This window comes from Picosynechococcus sp. PCC 8807, assembly GCF_001693295.1.
Classification (GTDB): Bacteria; Cyanobacteriota; Cyanobacteriia; order Cyanobacteriales; family MRBY01; genus MRBY01.
In genome coordinates, this window is sequence record NZ_CP016483.1 from 2,648,264 (window position 1) to 2,663,002 (window position 14,739).

The following is a 14,739-nucleotide window of genomic DNA, read 5'->3' on the forward strand; positions in this document are numbered from 1 at the left end:
TCACCATTACCTTGGAAAACATAACATCATCTCTCGATTACAACGCTTTATGAAATCCCGTTCCCTGTCCCTCTGCGGACTTTTTCTTGGCTTGGCGATCGCCACCGGTTGCACCCCAGCTACCAATAACAATGGTGCCACCGATACAACCACTGATCCTGGTGCTCCCTCCAGTGAAGCAACCGGTGAAATTAACCTTTACTCTTCGCGGCACTACGACAGCGACGCAGAATTATACGAAGCATTTTCTGAAGCCACCGGCATTGAGGTTAATCTCATCGAAGGCAGTGACGACGAACTCCTAGAACGGATCAGAACCGAGGGTGAAAATAGTCCCGCTGATGTCCTGATCACAGTAGACGTGGCCAGACTCTGGCGCGCCCAACAGGATGGTTTACTGCAACCCACAGAGTCCGAAGTGCTGACCAGTGCCATTCCCGAAAACCTGCGCAGTAGCGACAACACCTGGTTTGGTCTGACAAAACGGGCGCGGATTATTGTGTACAACACCGAAACCGTTGATCCGGCTGAACTGTCCACCTACGAAGACCTCGCTGATCCGAAATGGGAAGGCCGGGTTTGTGTCCGCAGCTCCAGCAACACCTATAACCAGTCCCTCGTGGCTGCGAAAATTGTCGAAAAAGGCGCTGAAGCCACCGAAGAATGGGTACAGGGTTTAGTGGCGAACTTCGCCCGCGAGCCGGAAGGGAACGATACCGCCCAAATTCAAGCCGTCGCTTCTGGGGTTTGTGATGTCGCCCTGGTCAATAGCTACTATGTCGCCCGTCTGCGTGCCTCTGAAGATCCCCAAGATCAAGAAATCGTGGCAAATATTGGAGCATTTTTCCCGAACCAAAACGAAGGCGAAGGTGGCACCCACATCAACATCAGTGGGGCTGGCATTATCGCCAATGCACCGAACGTCGAAGCAGCCCAAGAATTTCTAGAGTTTATGGTGACCCCAGAAGCCCAGGAAATTTTCGCCAACAATAATAATGAATATCCCGTGGTGGATACCGTTGCCCCCAATGATGTGGTAGCTCAGTTTGGCGACTGGACAGCTTCGGATCTACCCCTCGAAAGTTTTGGTGAGCAAAACGCCGAAGCCGTCATGTTGATGGATCGTGCTGGTTGGAAATAGATCCGGCCCCCTGCACCATTTGTTTTTCCTCTTATTGATGTACATAGCAATGATCTTCCTTCAAGACCTTTGGGGGAAGATTTTTTTTGCAAGAGGCTCCATCGAGGCCCGTTCATTTCTGTTATTTTTCAGGAGATTGACTTTTTCCCATAACCGCAATGAGGCGAAGATTTGATGGTGATCGCCACCGAAAGGAAACCAAAACCGAATCAGTTCCTCAGCAGATTATTCAGGATCACAAACATTAGCTATCCCCGGCGAAAATTGCCCCCAATCTCCAGGGCCGAGCCGCCCAAAAGCCCGTCTTATCCCAACGCCAAGCCCGCGCAAGTCTGACAAAAAACACGTCGATTTCCCCGTAAAAAAACTTAATAGCATAAACCCGTAAAACCAGTTAACCTACGAAACTGAGCAGTCTTTTAATTTTGTTAACTTTCTTTAACAAACCTTTTAATATCTATTCATTTTCAGTAAGAACAAGGGACTTATTTCTATGGTCGCTAACCTAGCAACAATGTTGAGAGAGGGAACGAAAACTTCCCACACGATGGCGGAAAACGTTGGCTTCGTGAAATGCTTCCTGAAGGGAGTCGTGGAGAAAAAATCCTACCGGAAGCTTGTGGCAGACCTTTACTATGTTTACTCAGCGATGGAAGAGGAGATGGAGCGCCTCAAGGATCATCCCGTTGTCTCCCAAATTTATTTCCCTGAGTTAAACCGTAAACAAAGTCTCGAAACGGATCTACGCTATTATTTTGGCCCCAATTGGCAAGCCGAAGCAAAAATTACTCCCGCTGGTCAGGCTTATGTGGATCGCATCCATGAAGTGGCCCAGACCGCACCGGAACTCTTAGTCAGCCATTCCTACACCCGCTACCTGGGCGATCTCTCTGGGGGACAAATCCTCAAGAAAATTGCCCAAAACGCGATGAACCTCGACGGCGAAGGGACGGCCTTCTATGAGTTTGAGAATATCTCTGATGAAAAGGCCTTTAAAGACAAGTACCGGGCAGCAATGAACAGCTTGGATGTGCCGGAAGAAACGGCAGAGCAAATTGTCCAAGAAGCTAATGATGCCTTTGGCATGAATATGAATATGTTCAAGGAGCTAGAAGGAAACCTCGTTAAGGCCATTGGTGTAATGCTTTTCAATACCTTGACCCGTCGCCGCACCAAGGGTAGCACCGACGCTGATCTATCCCCGGCGAGCAACTAACAAGTTTCGTCTAAACCTCAAACAATGAATTCCTCAGTCGCGGTTGTGATTGGGGAATTTTTTTTAGCTATGGGTTTTGGGAAGCAGGGGGATTGGTCTCTGTATCAGTGGTTTGGTTACTTTGGTTTTGGTTCGAGGTTTGGCGATCGCCACGGGCAGTGGCAGCGGAGAGGCCCTCGCCTTGATAGCCGAAATACCACAGGGCGATCGCCGCTTCCTGTTGAGTGACCGTTTTTTGGGGTTGGAAGAGGGTGGTATAGCCAAATACCCGCCGCACATTGGCTTGGTCGCCGTTTTGAAAATCCACATAGAGGGCTTGGAGGGCTCTGGTGTCAATTTGGGCGGCATCCTGAAAGCCCCAGGTTTCAGCAATATTATCGAGGCTAGTTTGGGGCAGAGCCTGGCGACGGTCAAGGGGCACTTTCCAGGCGATCAGGCTTTCCCGGGTGAGGGGGGCATCGGGACGAAAGGTGGTAATGGTGTCGTTGGTCAGGCTTGAGGGAATAATTCCGGCTTCGGCCAACCCTTGAATGAACGGAAAGTCGGGGTCGCTGGCCGGTACATCGGTGAAGATGGGTTTACTGCTGGCATTGGCGCGGCGAATTTGTTGGTTTTGGCGATCGCCATAGATCGCGTTGTGGGCTTTGAAAAGCCAGCGGGCAAATTGGCGTCTGGTGATCACCGTATCGGCCTGAAAATCCGCAGCGGTAAAAACCTGGAGGGCAACGAGATCTTGCACCTGGGTAGGAAGTTCCGCATTTGCGTTATCGGTCGGTACTGGATCGTTAGTCCCGGTGGTGCTTAAAGTTCGGTAACTGAGGACAAAGGTGGTGCCCACGACGGCCTGGTCGGAGTCATTGGTAGTGGGAGAAGCAGCTTCCGACAAAGACAGGGTTACTTCTAGGTCGCTGGTGCGGGCGACAATTTCTAAGAGATTATCCGTCGCGGCAGTGGGGGACGCGACAATTTCCCAGGGAGCTTCGCCAAAGGCTTTACGGTAAAAGGCTTCGAGGCTCTGGACATTATCGGCGATCGCCCAGACGGTGGTCTTGTCTTCTGCTTGAATGAGGGTTGCTTCGGGATAGAGGGGAATTTCTGCCGGAAAATCAGTCGGTAAGGACGAATCTGCTGGGGGGTCGGTTTCCGCAGCCTGTTCCTGTTGTTCTACGAGGCGCGGATCGGGAGCTAGACTCTCCTCTAAATTGCCTAACTGGGCACAGCCCCCCAAGAGCACCAATAACCCACCCAAAAGTCCAAATTTCTGCCAACTGTACTGCACGCCTGGTTTGCCGCTAAATTCACATCGTTTGTGATCGTAGCGTATTCCCTCGCTCGGTTGGCGATCGCCTTTTTGGAAAATCGAGTTTAAGAATCCCTGAAAAAATTATGCCCCTTCAGAATCTTTTGCCTCCTTGGGCAGCGGGACAAAAGTAGTGGGTAGCGGCGAGGTTTCAGAGGATGTTGTCGTTGTCTTTTTCTCTTTTAACTCAGCCAGGAGAGTTTCCACATTTTGCAACACCTCGTTATTGCTGGTGTCTGCATCGTTATCCTGCAACAAGCCTTTCACCTGGGCCAACAGCGTCCCCAATTTACCGTCTTCTAAAAGACCATTGACCAACGACAAACCGCTCGTCGAGAGCAACAATTTATTAATCTCCCCCAGGCCAGCCCCATCGCCATTGGTGCCCGGAAAGGCAAATACTTTTGCATCGCCCAGGACGCCGGGTTGGGGAGCGAGGGATTTCATAATGTCTGGCAGTTGGTCGGCGAGGGTCGGTAAAAAGAGCTTCATCAATTCCGCAGTGCGGTTGGCATTGCTCAGGGCATTTTCTGCTTCGATTAGAGCCTGTTTCCCCTGGGCCTCGGCGAGGGCTTGGTAGCGGTTGGCATCGGCCAGGGTGCGGATCGATTCGGCCTCTAGTTCCGCCGCTTGACGGGCAATTTCTGCTTGACGCCGCCGCCGGAACACATCGATTTCCACCACGTTTTGGTCAGCGATGCGTTTTTGATCGGCTTCTTTTTCAGCATCAATGATCGCCAGGCGTTGTTCCCGGTTGGCCTGTTCGACGGCCTTGGAGGTGGCCACAGCTTCTTCGGCCCGGGTGCGTTCGGCCTCGGCGGCGAGGCGTTCTTTTTCTTTATTGGCAATGGCGATCGCCGCCTGTTGTTGGGCGATTTTGGCTTCCTCTTCCGCCTCCGCCATGGCAATTTTGAGGGCTTTATTTTGCTGTTCGAGGGAAATATCAGCGGCAATTTGATTTTGCTGAATCGAAAGTTTCTGTTGAATTTTTTCCTCTTCGACGGCCTTTTCCTGAAGAATACGATTGCGTTCAATCTTGGCTAACTCTTGATCTTGAGATGCCTGAATTTCCTGGGCCTGTTGTGCCTTAAGAAACTCAATTTCCTTCGCCTGATTGAGCTTGGCTTCTTCCTTTGCCTTAGCCAGCTTCAGGGATTTTTGTTCGGCGGCGAGTTCCTGTTCTTCGATTTCTACCTTGGTGTTGAGTTCCAGCTCCCGCTTTTCCTTCAGCACCGTTAACTCAACATCGAGTTTTTGTTTAATGGATTTTTGGATTGTTTCCGTGCGGAGGCGGACGCCTTGGGCATCGAAGAAATTATTTTCATCGTAGGTGTCGCTTTCTTCGATTTCAGAAATGGCAATATTGTTAAGGGTCAAACCTACTTTCTTGAGATCCTGCTGAATTAGATTCAAGACCTCGTCAGCAAATCCCAGTTTGTCAGAATCAATTTCGGCGATGCTTTTGCGTTTAGCGGCGGCCCGAATTGCGTCATCGGCTCGTTTCTCCAGGGCTTCTTTGATATCTGCTTCGGAAATGCGCCCCTGCTTGGATAACCGGGCGGCGGCGACTAAAACATCTTCTTCATTGGCATTGATACAAACGTAAAATGTGACCCGCATATTTGCCCGCAGGTAATCTTGAGTCCGGACAGCGAGGTTTCCGGTACGTTCGACATCGATGGAAATTTCCCGCAGCGGTACGCGAGTTAACTCATGGAATCCCGGTAGAACAATGCAACCCCCGTTGAGAATGACCGTTTTCTTTTTGCGAATCACGCCCCCGGTACGGACAAAGGCTTCGTTGTTGGGGGTAATGACATAGACCCTGGTGTAGGCCCAAATGCTCATCAAAAAGAGCACAATCAGGGTGACGATAATGCCTGGAAAGATCAACGCGCCACTAACGGGGAGTTGGGCGGGGGTCAGGGTGGCCGAGGCCGGGGAGGTGGGATGCGGATCAAGCCGCAGTGCCTGGGTGTCGATTTCGGAATCGAGTAACTCTACATCCATGGTGCTCAGTTCAGGCAGAGATTGGAGCAGGGTAAACCAAAACTTCATGGGGCACGCATCCTTTGGTAACGGGCATTCTGTTTTTATTTTGCCCGTGTCCCCTGGGAATCAAGCGATTCACGCAACAATATTTACATCTGTCCGATGAATGGGCTTTTTGCGATCGCCAGTTCCAAAAAAACAGTGCGGTAGGGAGCCCATGGCTATGTACAATGGAAAAACTGTTTGCTCTCCAGAGAGCTTTAGAGATATTTGTACGAGAGAGGACAAGAAAGGTTTATGAACGTTGGCGATCGCATCCGTGTTACGGCATCTGTCATTGTGTACAACCACCCCCAAAACCGGAAAAAAGCCTTTGATCTAAAAGGTATGGAAGGGACCATCGAAACGATTATCGGCCGCCCGATCACCGCAACGTTACCAATCAAAGTCCGGTTCGACCCGAAATATGCGGCCCACCTCCGGGAAGAGGAAATCGAAGTCATCTAAAACTCAGTCAGGGGCGATCGCCGGCCCAGCTATAAATTAACCCAACGAATTATTTTTTTGAGGGTGCTCTCGATGGGACATTAGGACTGACCTAGTGTCCTTAAGTTTTTAGATTCACTTTGGTCTGTGGAGTCAATGTCTACCTCTGGGGTAAGTTCTCCAGTGCCGCCACACAGGGGACAGGTCATTTCGTATTGGGCTTGGCCACCACAATCGCGCTCGATAATAAAACCTTGACCCGCACAATATTGGCACAAAAGAGTTGTGGTATCAGTTGTCATGGCACAGAAGAAAATAAAAAGCCTGCTCCATTGAACACCAAATTTCTCGCTGGTGACACCACAGAACGCAAAACAAATAGACTTTATTCAAGACCACGCAAACCTTGGAACCCAGAGGATTATGGTGACAATTTCTTCTCGCTGGCAATTTTGGATTGATCGAGGTGGCACCTTTACGGATATCGTCGCAAAACGCCCCGATGGCGGGCTGGTTACCCATAAGTTGCTGTCAGAAAATCCAGAATGTTACCCCGATGCGCCGGTGCAGGGTATCCGGAATTTATTGGGTCTCAGTCCGGATCAATCGATCCCCACTGAAAATATTGAAGTGATCAAAATGGGGACGACGGTGGCGACCAATGCCCTCCTAGAGCGCAAAGGCGATCGCCTAGTTCTCGTGATCACCCAGGGCTTTCGGGATGCGTTGCGTATTGGTTATCAACATCGCCCGGATATTTTTGCCCTAGAGATTAAGCTGCCAGAGATGCTCTATGAACGGGTGATCGAGGCGGCGGAACGAGTCGATGCCCAAGGCAATATTTTGCAGCCATTGGATCTCGATCAAGTGCGGCAGGATTTACAAAACGCTTTTGATGCAGGGATTCGCAGTTGTGGCGTGGTGTTGATGCATGGCTACCGTTACCCTGACCACGAACGACAAATTGGGGCGATCGCCAAAGAAATCGGGTTTACGCAAATCTCCCTATCCCACCAGGTCAGTCCGTTGATGAAGCTGGTTAGTCGGGGGGATACAACGATGGTAGATGGTTATTTATCGCCAATTTTGCGCCGCTATGTGGATCAGGTGGCGGGTTATCTCCAAGCCGAGAGCCAGGGGCCAAAGCTGATGTTTATGCAGTCCAATGGGGGGCTGGCGGAGGCAACGCAATTCCAAGGGAAAGACAGCATTCTCTCCGGGCCAGCGGGGGGCATTGTCGGGGCGGTAAAAACCTGTGCGATCGCCGGCTTTGAGAAAATTGTCACCTTTGACATGGGAGGCACCTCCACCGATGTCGCCCACTACGACGGTAGCTACGAACGCAGCTTTGAAACGGAAATTGCCGGGGTACGCTTGAAAACACCGATGATGGCGATCCACACTGTCGCGGCGGGGGGCGGTTCCCTAGTGCAATACGACGGCGCACGGTTTCGGGTCGGGCCAGAATCTGCCGGGGCGCATCCGGGGCCAGCCTGTTACGGCAAAGGGGGGCCACTGACGGTCACGGACTGCAATGTGCTCCTAGGAAAAATTCAGCCAGATTTCTTTCCGCAGGTTTTTGGCTCAGACGGTAAAGCTCCCCTAGATCGCGCCATTGTTACAGAAAAGTTCCAAGCCCTCGCTGAAACTTTAGCGCAAGAGCCCGCCGAGATTGCCGCTGGTTTTTTGGCGATCGCCGTGGAGAATATGAGTAACGCAATCAAGCAAATTTCCCTGCAACGGGGTCACGATGTGAGTGACTATGCCCTCTGCTGCTTTGGGGGGGCTGGGGGACAACATGCCTGTGCGATCGCCGATACCCTGGGGATTAAAACTATTGTGATCCATCCCTTTGCGGGGGTGTTGTCCGCCTATGGCATTGGTTTGGCCGAAATTCGCATCTTAAAGGAAAAAGCCACTGAAAAAGTCTTAGAAGCGGATCTTTTCCCTGAACTAGAAGCAGAATTCCAGCAACTTAAGCACCAGGCCACCACGGAACTTAGTCAGCAACATCCCCCAAGCGAGGCCGAAATTTTTGAGGAACAGAAAGCTCATCTGAAATACCAGGGCACCGACTCGACGTTAATCGTCACCTTCGCTGATCAAAAAACCATGGTGGCAGAGTTTTCCGCCCTCCACCAACAACGCTATGGGTTTACTCTGCCCGATAAGGCGTTGATCGTCGAATCCATTAGCCTAGAACTCATTTGCGAAACCCAAGCCGCGACGGAAACGCCCCATTCCCAACGCACTGCTGGCACTGTAAAACTGATGGAAACAGTTGCGATGTACAGCGGTGGTAAATGGCAACAAACCCCCGTTTATGACCGCGCCGTCCTCCAGCCCGGTGATGTTATTCCCAGTCCTGGCTTGATCATCGAAAAAACTGGCACAAATGTGATCGAACCCGGTTGGCAAGGCTGCTTAAATGAATACAATCACTTGATCCTCGAAAAAGTCAGTGACATCTCTCAGGAAATTACACCTTTACCAACAGATTTCAGTCAACCAGATCCCGTCACCCTCGAAATTTTTAATAATCTCTTTCGGGCGATCGCCGAACAGATGGGCGTGACCCTGCAAAACACCAGTTACTCGGTCAATATCAAAGAACGGCTCGATTTTTCCTGTGCGATTTTCGACCCCCAGGGTCACCTCGTCGCCAACGCCCCTCACATTCCTGTCCACCTCGGCTCCATGAGTGAGAGCGTTTACAGCTTGATCCAGGCCCACGGAACGCACCTCCAACCCGGAGATGTGTATATGTCGAATAACCCCTACAATGGCGGCACCCATTTACCCGACGTGACGGTGATTACGCCTGTTTTCGCGCCGGGACAAGGGGAAAATACTCAGGCTAAACCTTTATTTTTCGTTGCGTCTCGCGGTCACCATGCCGATTTAGGGGGGATTACACCGGGGTCGATGCCGCCCCAAAGCACCCAGATCCAGGAAGAAGGGATTTTAATCGACAATGTTTGCCTTGTGAAACAGGAGAAATTCCAAACGGAAACTGTGGCGCAATTGTTCACGGACGCGGTTTATCCCGTGCGCAATTTAACGCAGAATTTAGCGGATCTCCAGGCGCAAATTGCCGCCAACGAAAAAGGACTCCAGGAACTGCAACGACTGGTGCGCCATTACGGTCAGGGGATGGTTTTGGCCTATATGCAGCACGTGCAAGATAACGCCGAACAAGCGGTCAAACAGCAGCTTCAACGACTCCAAGACGGGGAATTTACCGTCAATCTAGACAATGGCGATCGCCTCCAGGTCAGCATCCAAATTAATCGCGAGCAGCAAACGGCCACGGTGGATTTTACGGGCACTTCCCCCCAATCAAAGACGAACTTTAACGCCCCGAAAGCTGTGACCCAAGCAGCGGTGTTGTACGTTTTTCGGAGTTTGGTACAGGACGACATCCCGCTAAATTATGGTTGCCTCAAGCCCATCAAGGTGATTATTCCTCCAGGCTGTCTGCTCAACCCCCAATATCCAGCAGCAGTGGTGGCAGGCAATGTGGAAGTGTCGCAGAATATTACCGATTGTTTGTATGGCGCTTTGGGGGTGATGGCGGCTTCCCAGGGAACAATGAACAACTTCACCTTTGGGAATGCCCAGTATCAATATTACGAAACCATCTGCGGCGGCTCCGGCGCTGGCCCAAATTTCCACGGGACGGATGCGGTGCAAACCCACATGACCAATTCTCGCCTGACGGATCCAGAGGTCTTGGAATGGCGTTTCCCGGTGCTCCTAGAAGAATTTTCCATACGTAAAAATAGTAGTGGCCCAGGGCAATTTCATGGCGGGAATGGCGTGATCCGTCGCTTGCAATTTCGGGAACCGATGACCGCCGCGATCTTGTCCAGTCGGCGATTAGTAGAACCCTTTGGTTTAGAGGGGGGCTTACCGGGCGCTTGTGGGAAAAATAAAGTGATCCGCAGCGATGGCATTGAAAGAATATTGCCCAGTACCGTTGAAGTGGCGATGGAAAAAGGCGATCGCCTAGAAATCCAGACCCCTGGGGGGGGTGGCTATGGCTCCCCTGGTTAAATGCCCTTCGCCCCGGTAATTTTCGTCTGAGCGTTCACGTAGGCAAAATAAAACTTTGTGCCACTGAGATCGGTTTCGCGTAGGTTACTCCCCAGAAAGCTGGTGTTGTGGAGTACCGCATCCTGGAAATTACTGCCACTGAGGTCTGCCTGGTCGAAATTGGTATTTTGCAGGCGGGTATTGCTGAAATTTGACTTGGGAAAAACCGTTTCGATGCAGGTGGCACAGGACAAATCTGCCCCAGAAAAATCAATGCTGCCCTGGTAATAGGGATATTTTTTGCTGCCTTGGGTGGCGCTGCCATTGAGGTTCGTGCCGCAGAGCCGCGCGCCGATAAATTTAACGTTCGACAAATTGGCATTGGCCAACTCCATTCGCTCCAGATTCCCCTGGGAAAAGTCCGCATCTACCAACACCGCCCCTTCCCACTGACTGTTGGTAAATGTCGTTGCTGTAAAGTTGCCTTTTTTGCCGTTGGTTTGGTTGAGGATCGCTCCCGCAAAGCTCGCCTGGAGACAGTTGGTTTCTCCCAGATTTCCCCCGCACCAGTGCACATTCTGGAGATTTGCCCCCTGGAAATTGGCGCGGTAAGCATTGGCTTGATTCAGAGTTGCCGCGGTTAAATTGGCTTGGTTGAAATCAGCGTTCACTAGACAGCTATCCGTTAAGTTAGCTTCTGTCAGATCTGCTTGGCTAAAGTTAGCCAACTCACCGTTGATACCTGTTAAATTCGCTTGCATCAGTTGGGCCTGGCTTAAATTTGTGCCTCCTAGGTTCGCCTGACTCAGATCGGCCCCTCGTAAATTGACCCCCTGCAAATTGGTCTGACTGAGATCCATGCCGCTCAAATCAGCACCGGCGAGGTCGGGTAAATAGGTTTCATATTCCCGGAATTGGTTCCAGGCTTTGATGCCAGCTTCCCCGGCTTTGAGGAGTTGGATCGCGCGCTTAGTGCTGATCAGGTTAGATGACTCCTGGGGCGCTTCACTATCGGGCGGATGTTGGGTAGTCTTTTTTTGTTTGGCTGTTTTTTCAAAGTGAGCAAGAAGTTGTTGGATCTGCTGTTTGATACGGGGTGAGTGCACCACCGATAGGGCTAATTCGAGATAGGTTTTAATTTCTGGGGCGATCGCCACCGGATTGTTGTCGAGCAACTGGCGACTATAGAGCATTAAAACTTCGCCGTAGAGATTGGCGCATTGGGTATCGGTCGGAAATTGCCCGTAGAGGCTCTGAGCCTGGGCGATCGCCGCCTGGAAATTTTGTTGATCCCGGAGTTGCCGGACGGTGCGCAATCGATCTGCTTTTTCAGTGCCTTGGAGGTCTTGGTTATATTTTTGTCGCTGTTCTGGATTAGATAAAATTTCGTAAATCTGATTGAGTTCCTTAAAATCTTCCTCCGCTTGTTTCCGTTGGTCGGCGGGGGTATTGATCGTCAGGGTGTCTGGGTGGAGGGCGATCGCCTTGCGTCGGTAGGCTGTTTTAATTTCCCGTTGGTTGGCCGTAATCTGAATCCCCAAAATCTCGTAATAATTCATAAGTGCCCTGCTGCGACCGATGATTTTCTATCCTAGTGCCCACCCTTTAACCCGTCGCAAGGGTGCCATGATTTATCAACTAAACGTTAAAAATATTTATGCTTGGATACGCAATCGTTATGATCTGAAGGAGTGATAAATAACCCAATTTCTTTTTTGAATCACCTCATTTTTACTACCGTTCCGTAGCCCCCGATGCCCCACCAACCCCTACCGATCCAAACCGAAAAACCCGTTTATTCTTGGGCTGGCCATGATTTAGCCTCCCAGGAACTGCAAATGGCGAAAAATGTGGCCTCACTACCGTTTGTGTTTAAACACGTTTCCCTGATGCCCGACGTTCACCTAGGGAAAGGAGCCTTGGTGGGTTCTGTCATTGCCACAAAAGATGCCATCATTCCCGCAGCGGTGGGGGTCGATATTGGTTGTGGAATGGCCGCCCTCAAATTGCCCTTTACAGGCGATCGCCTCGACGGCAAACTCAAGCAAATCCGTAAAGACCTCGAAGCCATTATTCCCGTTGGTTTTGAAGAAAACAAAGACGTTGATAAAACGGTGAGTAATTGGGGTGGTTGGCAAAACTTTAAAGATCTTCATCGGGGCGTGAAAAACCTCGAAAGCAAAGCCCTCAAACAAATGGGTTCCCTCGGTGGCGGCAATCATTTCATTGAGGTGTGCTTGGATGAAGAAAATAATGTGTGGTTAATGCTCCACTCCGGTTCGCGGCATATTGGTAACAAACTTGCCCAATGTCACATTGGCACCGCCAAGGATCTTCTGAAACTCGCGGAAACTAAAGTACCAGATCCCGATCTCGCTTATTTCGTGAAAGGTACGCCGGAATTTGAAGCTTATTGGCGCGATCTCCAATGGGCTCAAAATTATGCTCATTTCAATCGCGATGTGATGCTGGCGCGGTTTAAAAAGGTCATCGAAAAACATCTCGCTGGTGGCAAACCAACAAAAGCCTTGATGGTTGTGAATTGTCACCACAACTATGCCGAACAAGAAACCCATTTTGACGAAGAGATTTACGTCACCCGTAAAGGGGCAGTGCGGGCACGCCAGGAAGACTACGGTATTATTCCCGGTTCCATGGGCGCAAAATCCTACATCGTTAAGGGCAAAGGCAATGTGATGAGCTATTGTTCCTGTAGCCACGGTGCGGGACGTTTAATGTCGCGGGCCAAAGCCAAAAAAACCTTTACCTTAGATGACTTGGTGGCCCAAACGGCTGGGGTTGAATGTCGCAAAGATACTGGCATCATCGACGAAATTCCCGCCGCCTACAAACCCATCGAACAAGTGATGGCGCAACAGGCAGATTTAGTGGAAGTGGTCGCCACCCTGAAACAAGTGCTTTGCATCAAGGGCTAGTGGAAAGGGGACATCGGAAACTGACTGAGGTAGTCCGATGCGACGATCATCGAGCCAATGCCATCGTTGGTAAAGATTTCGAGCAACAGAGCATGGGGGATCCGTCCGTCGATAATGTGGGCGGCTTTAACGCCTTGGGCCAGCGATCGCACACAACAGGTCACCTTGGGAATCATCCCCCCGGACACAACGCCTTGATCAATTAACTCCCGTGCCTGCTGCAGATTCAAGCGGGGAATCAAGGTTGCGGGATTATGGTAATCCTCTAGAATGCCAGGGGTATCGGTGAGTAGGATCAGCTTTTCAGCACTTAGGGCGGCGGCTAATTCCCCGGCGACGGTATCGGCATTAATATTGTGGGCTTGACCTGTTTCGTCGGCGGCAACACTGGAAATGACGGGCACATAGCCATTTTCCACGAGAGATTGAATCAATTTGGTATCAATAGTGGTCACTTCCCCGACAAAACCAACCCCTTCTTTCCCGACATGGCGAGCTTGGATCATGTTGCCATCTTTGCCACAGAGGCCCACGGCAGCGCCGCCTTCTTGGTTGATTAAGGAAACAATTTCTTTATTCACCCGACCCACAAGCACCATTTCCACCACATCCATGGTGTCGGCGTCGGTAACCCGCAGGCCATCTTTAAACTGGGGTTCGATGTTTAATTTGGCCAGCCAGGTATTAATCTCTGGGCCACCGCCATGGACAACAATCGGCCGCATACCGATACAAGAGAGAAAGACAATGTCGCGAATCACTTTATCTTTGAGGGTGCTGTCTTTCATCGCAGCGCCACCATATTTCACCACAATGGTACGCCCCGCAAATTGTTGCATATAAGGGAGGGCTTCGCTGAGGATGCGGACGCGGGTGGCTTCGACTTCTCTGATGTATTCGCTTTCCATGAATTGTTGTCGTTTCTAAGGATGGACTGAGCCCGGTGATGCGGCTCGACATGGGTCGGTATTGTACGGGATCGGCGATCGCCCCATTTGTTCCCGATTAGCATTTTTAACGAATTTTTAGGTTTGAGCCTTAATTCAAGGGCGATCGCCAATAAATTCTGGCGGTTTTCGCAGCACCGAAGGAATTTGGGCGATGATGTCCTCTGCCACGGCCCGGGGGGGACGATTGCCGGGAATTTGGATATGTAAATCTGCCTCCGCATAACGCGATCGCCGCTGTTGGAGCAGTTGCGTTAATTTGCGCTCAAGATCAACATTTTGCAAAAGGGGGCGCGATGTATCACTCCGCAGCCGTTCTACCAAGATTGGCACTGGCACATCCAGCCAAATGGTCAAACCCTGGCGCAGATAATACCAATTGGCCTGGGACACAACGATGCCGCCTCCTGTCGCTACGACCGTCCGTGTTTGCACAGCAATTTGCTTCAGGACTTGGGTTTCGAGTTTGCGAAATTCCGCCTCTCCCATCTCGGCAAAAATCTCACTGATCGACTGCTTTGCCAGGGTTTCAATGATGCTGTCCGAATCCAAACTGCGGTAATTCATCAACTCCGCAATAATTTCTGCGAGGGTGCTTTTCCCCGTGCCCATCATGCCGATGAGATAAATATTTAAACCTTTGAGCAAATCATCCATGGATTAGCGAGTCCAAACCGACAGACAAC

11 protein-coding genes are annotated in these 14,739 nt (G+C 50.8%); 5 read left to right on the top strand and 6 right to left on the bottom strand.

Annotation, left to right across the window (positions count from 1 at the left end; all coding sequences use genetic code 11):
• Window positions 1-49 precede the first annotated feature (49 nt).
• Entirely contained in the window at window positions 50-1,141 is a 1,092-nt protein-coding gene (locus AWQ24_RS12790; RefSeq protein ID WP_012308103.1) for a Fe(3+) ABC transporter substrate-binding protein, read from the top strand.
• Between the two features lie 493 nt (window positions 1,142-1,634).
• Window positions 1,635-2,357 (top strand): heme oxygenase (biliverdin-producing), encoded by a 723-nt coding sequence (locus tag AWQ24_RS12795; RefSeq protein ID WP_012308104.1) that lies wholly within the window; start codon window positions 1,635-1,637, stop codon window positions 2,355-2,357.
• A gap of 67 nt (window positions 2,358-2,424) precedes the next feature.
• Here the strand turns inward: AWQ24_RS12795 and AWQ24_RS12800 are convergent, their stop codons facing one another.
• Both AWQ24_RS12800 and AWQ24_RS12805 read right to left on the bottom strand, forming a co-directional pair.
• Window positions 2,425-3,636, bottom strand: a complete 1,212-nt coding sequence (locus tag AWQ24_RS12800) for an S-layer homology domain-containing protein (protein WP_065717034.1) — start codon at window positions 3,634-3,636, stop codon at window positions 2,425-2,427.
• Between the two features lie 105 nt (window positions 3,637-3,741).
• Complete coding sequence (locus tag AWQ24_RS12805; RefSeq protein WP_065717035.1) at window positions 3,742-5,715, bottom strand: flotillin family protein; 1,974 nt, start codon at window positions 5,713-5,715, stop codon at window positions 3,742-3,744.
• A 231-nt stretch (window positions 5,716-5,946) separates the two neighbouring features.
• Here AWQ24_RS12805 and AWQ24_RS12810 point away from each other — a divergent pair, with 231 nt between their 5' ends.
• Window positions 5,947-6,156, top strand: coding sequence for a ferredoxin-thioredoxin reductase variable chain (locus AWQ24_RS12810; protein WP_012308107.1), 210 nt, complete (start codon window positions 5,947-5,949; stop codon window positions 6,154-6,156).
• Window positions 6,157-6,236: 80 nt separating this feature from the next.
• On the opposite strand, the gene AWQ24_RS15945 is transcribed toward AWQ24_RS12810, so the two are convergent.
• Complete coding sequence (locus AWQ24_RS15945) at window positions 6,237-6,437, bottom strand: chaperone DnaJ domain-containing protein (RefSeq protein ID WP_012308108.1); 201 nt, start codon at window positions 6,435-6,437, stop codon at window positions 6,237-6,239.
• A gap of 121 nt (window positions 6,438-6,558) precedes the next feature.
• On the opposite strand from AWQ24_RS15945, the gene AWQ24_RS12815 reads away from it, so the two are divergent.
• On the top strand, window positions 6,559-10,191 hold the full coding sequence (locus tag AWQ24_RS12815) for a hydantoinase B/oxoprolinase family protein (protein ID WP_065717036.1): 3,633 nt from the start codon (window positions 6,559-6,561) through the stop codon (window positions 10,189-10,191).
• On the opposite strand, the gene AWQ24_RS12820 is transcribed toward AWQ24_RS12815, so the two are convergent.
• On the bottom strand, window positions 10,188-11,729 hold the full coding sequence (locus AWQ24_RS12820; protein ID WP_065717037.1) for a pentapeptide repeat-containing protein: 1,542 nt from the start codon (window positions 11,727-11,729) through the stop codon (window positions 10,188-10,190). The genes AWQ24_RS12815 and AWQ24_RS12820 overlap by 4 nt on opposite strands.
• A gap of 195 nt (window positions 11,730-11,924) precedes the next feature.
• Between AWQ24_RS12820 and AWQ24_RS12825 the strand changes: the two genes are divergently transcribed.
• A complete protein-coding gene (locus tag AWQ24_RS12825) occupies window positions 11,925-13,106 on the top strand; it encodes an RtcB family protein (protein WP_065717038.1) in 1,182 nt (393 codons plus the stop codon).
• Here AWQ24_RS12825 and argB read toward each other — a convergent pair.
• Both argB and AWQ24_RS12835 read right to left on the bottom strand, forming a co-directional pair.
• Window positions 13,103-14,014, bottom strand: a complete 912-nt coding sequence (gene argB, locus AWQ24_RS12830; RefSeq protein ID WP_012308112.1) for an acetylglutamate kinase — start codon at window positions 14,012-14,014, stop codon at window positions 13,103-13,105. The two genes, AWQ24_RS12825 and argB, sit on opposite strands and share 4 nt — an antisense overlap.
• Before the next feature lie 135 nt (window positions 14,015-14,149).
• Window positions 14,150-14,710, bottom strand: a complete 561-nt coding sequence (locus AWQ24_RS12835) for a shikimate kinase (RefSeq protein ID WP_012308113.1) — start codon at window positions 14,708-14,710, stop codon at window positions 14,150-14,152.
• Window positions 14,711-14,739 lie beyond the last annotated feature (29 nt).

Bases quoted from the DNA above. Each gene is read 5' to 3' on its own strand.
- AWQ24_RS12790 (WP_012308103.1), top strand. From the start codon at position 50: ATGAAATCCCGTTCCCTGTCCCTCTGCGGACTTTTTCTTGGCTTGGCG.
- AWQ24_RS12795 (WP_012308104.1), top strand. From the start codon at position 1,635: ATGGTCGCTAACCTAGCAACAATGTTGAGAGAGGGAACGAAAACTTCC.
- AWQ24_RS12805 (WP_065717035.1), bottom strand. From the start codon at position 5,715: ATGAAGTTTTGGTTTACCCTGCTCCAATCTCTGCCTGAACTGAGCACC.
- AWQ24_RS12810 (WP_012308107.1), top strand. From the start codon at position 5,947: ATGAACGTTGGCGATCGCATCCGTGTTACGGCATCTGTCATTGTGTAC.
- AWQ24_RS15945 (WP_012308108.1), bottom strand. From the start codon at position 6,437: ATGACAACTGATACCACAACTCTTTTGTGCCAATATTGTGCGGGTCAA.
- AWQ24_RS12815 (WP_065717036.1), top strand. From the start codon at position 6,559: ATGGTGACAATTTCTTCTCGCTGGCAATTTTGGATTGATCGAGGTGGC.
- AWQ24_RS12820 (WP_065717037.1), bottom strand. From the start codon at position 11,729: ATGAATTATTACGAGATTTTGGGGATTCAGATTACGGCCAACCAACGG.
- AWQ24_RS12825 (WP_065717038.1), top strand. From the start codon at position 11,925: ATGCCCCACCAACCCCTACCGATCCAAACCGAAAAACCCGTTTATTCT.
- argB (WP_012308112.1), bottom strand. From the start codon at position 14,014: ATGGAAAGCGAATACATCAGAGAAGTCGAAGCCACCCGCGTCCGCATC.
- AWQ24_RS12835 (WP_012308113.1), bottom strand. From the start codon at position 14,710: ATGGATGATTTGCTCAAAGGTTTAAATATTTATCTCATCGGCATGATG.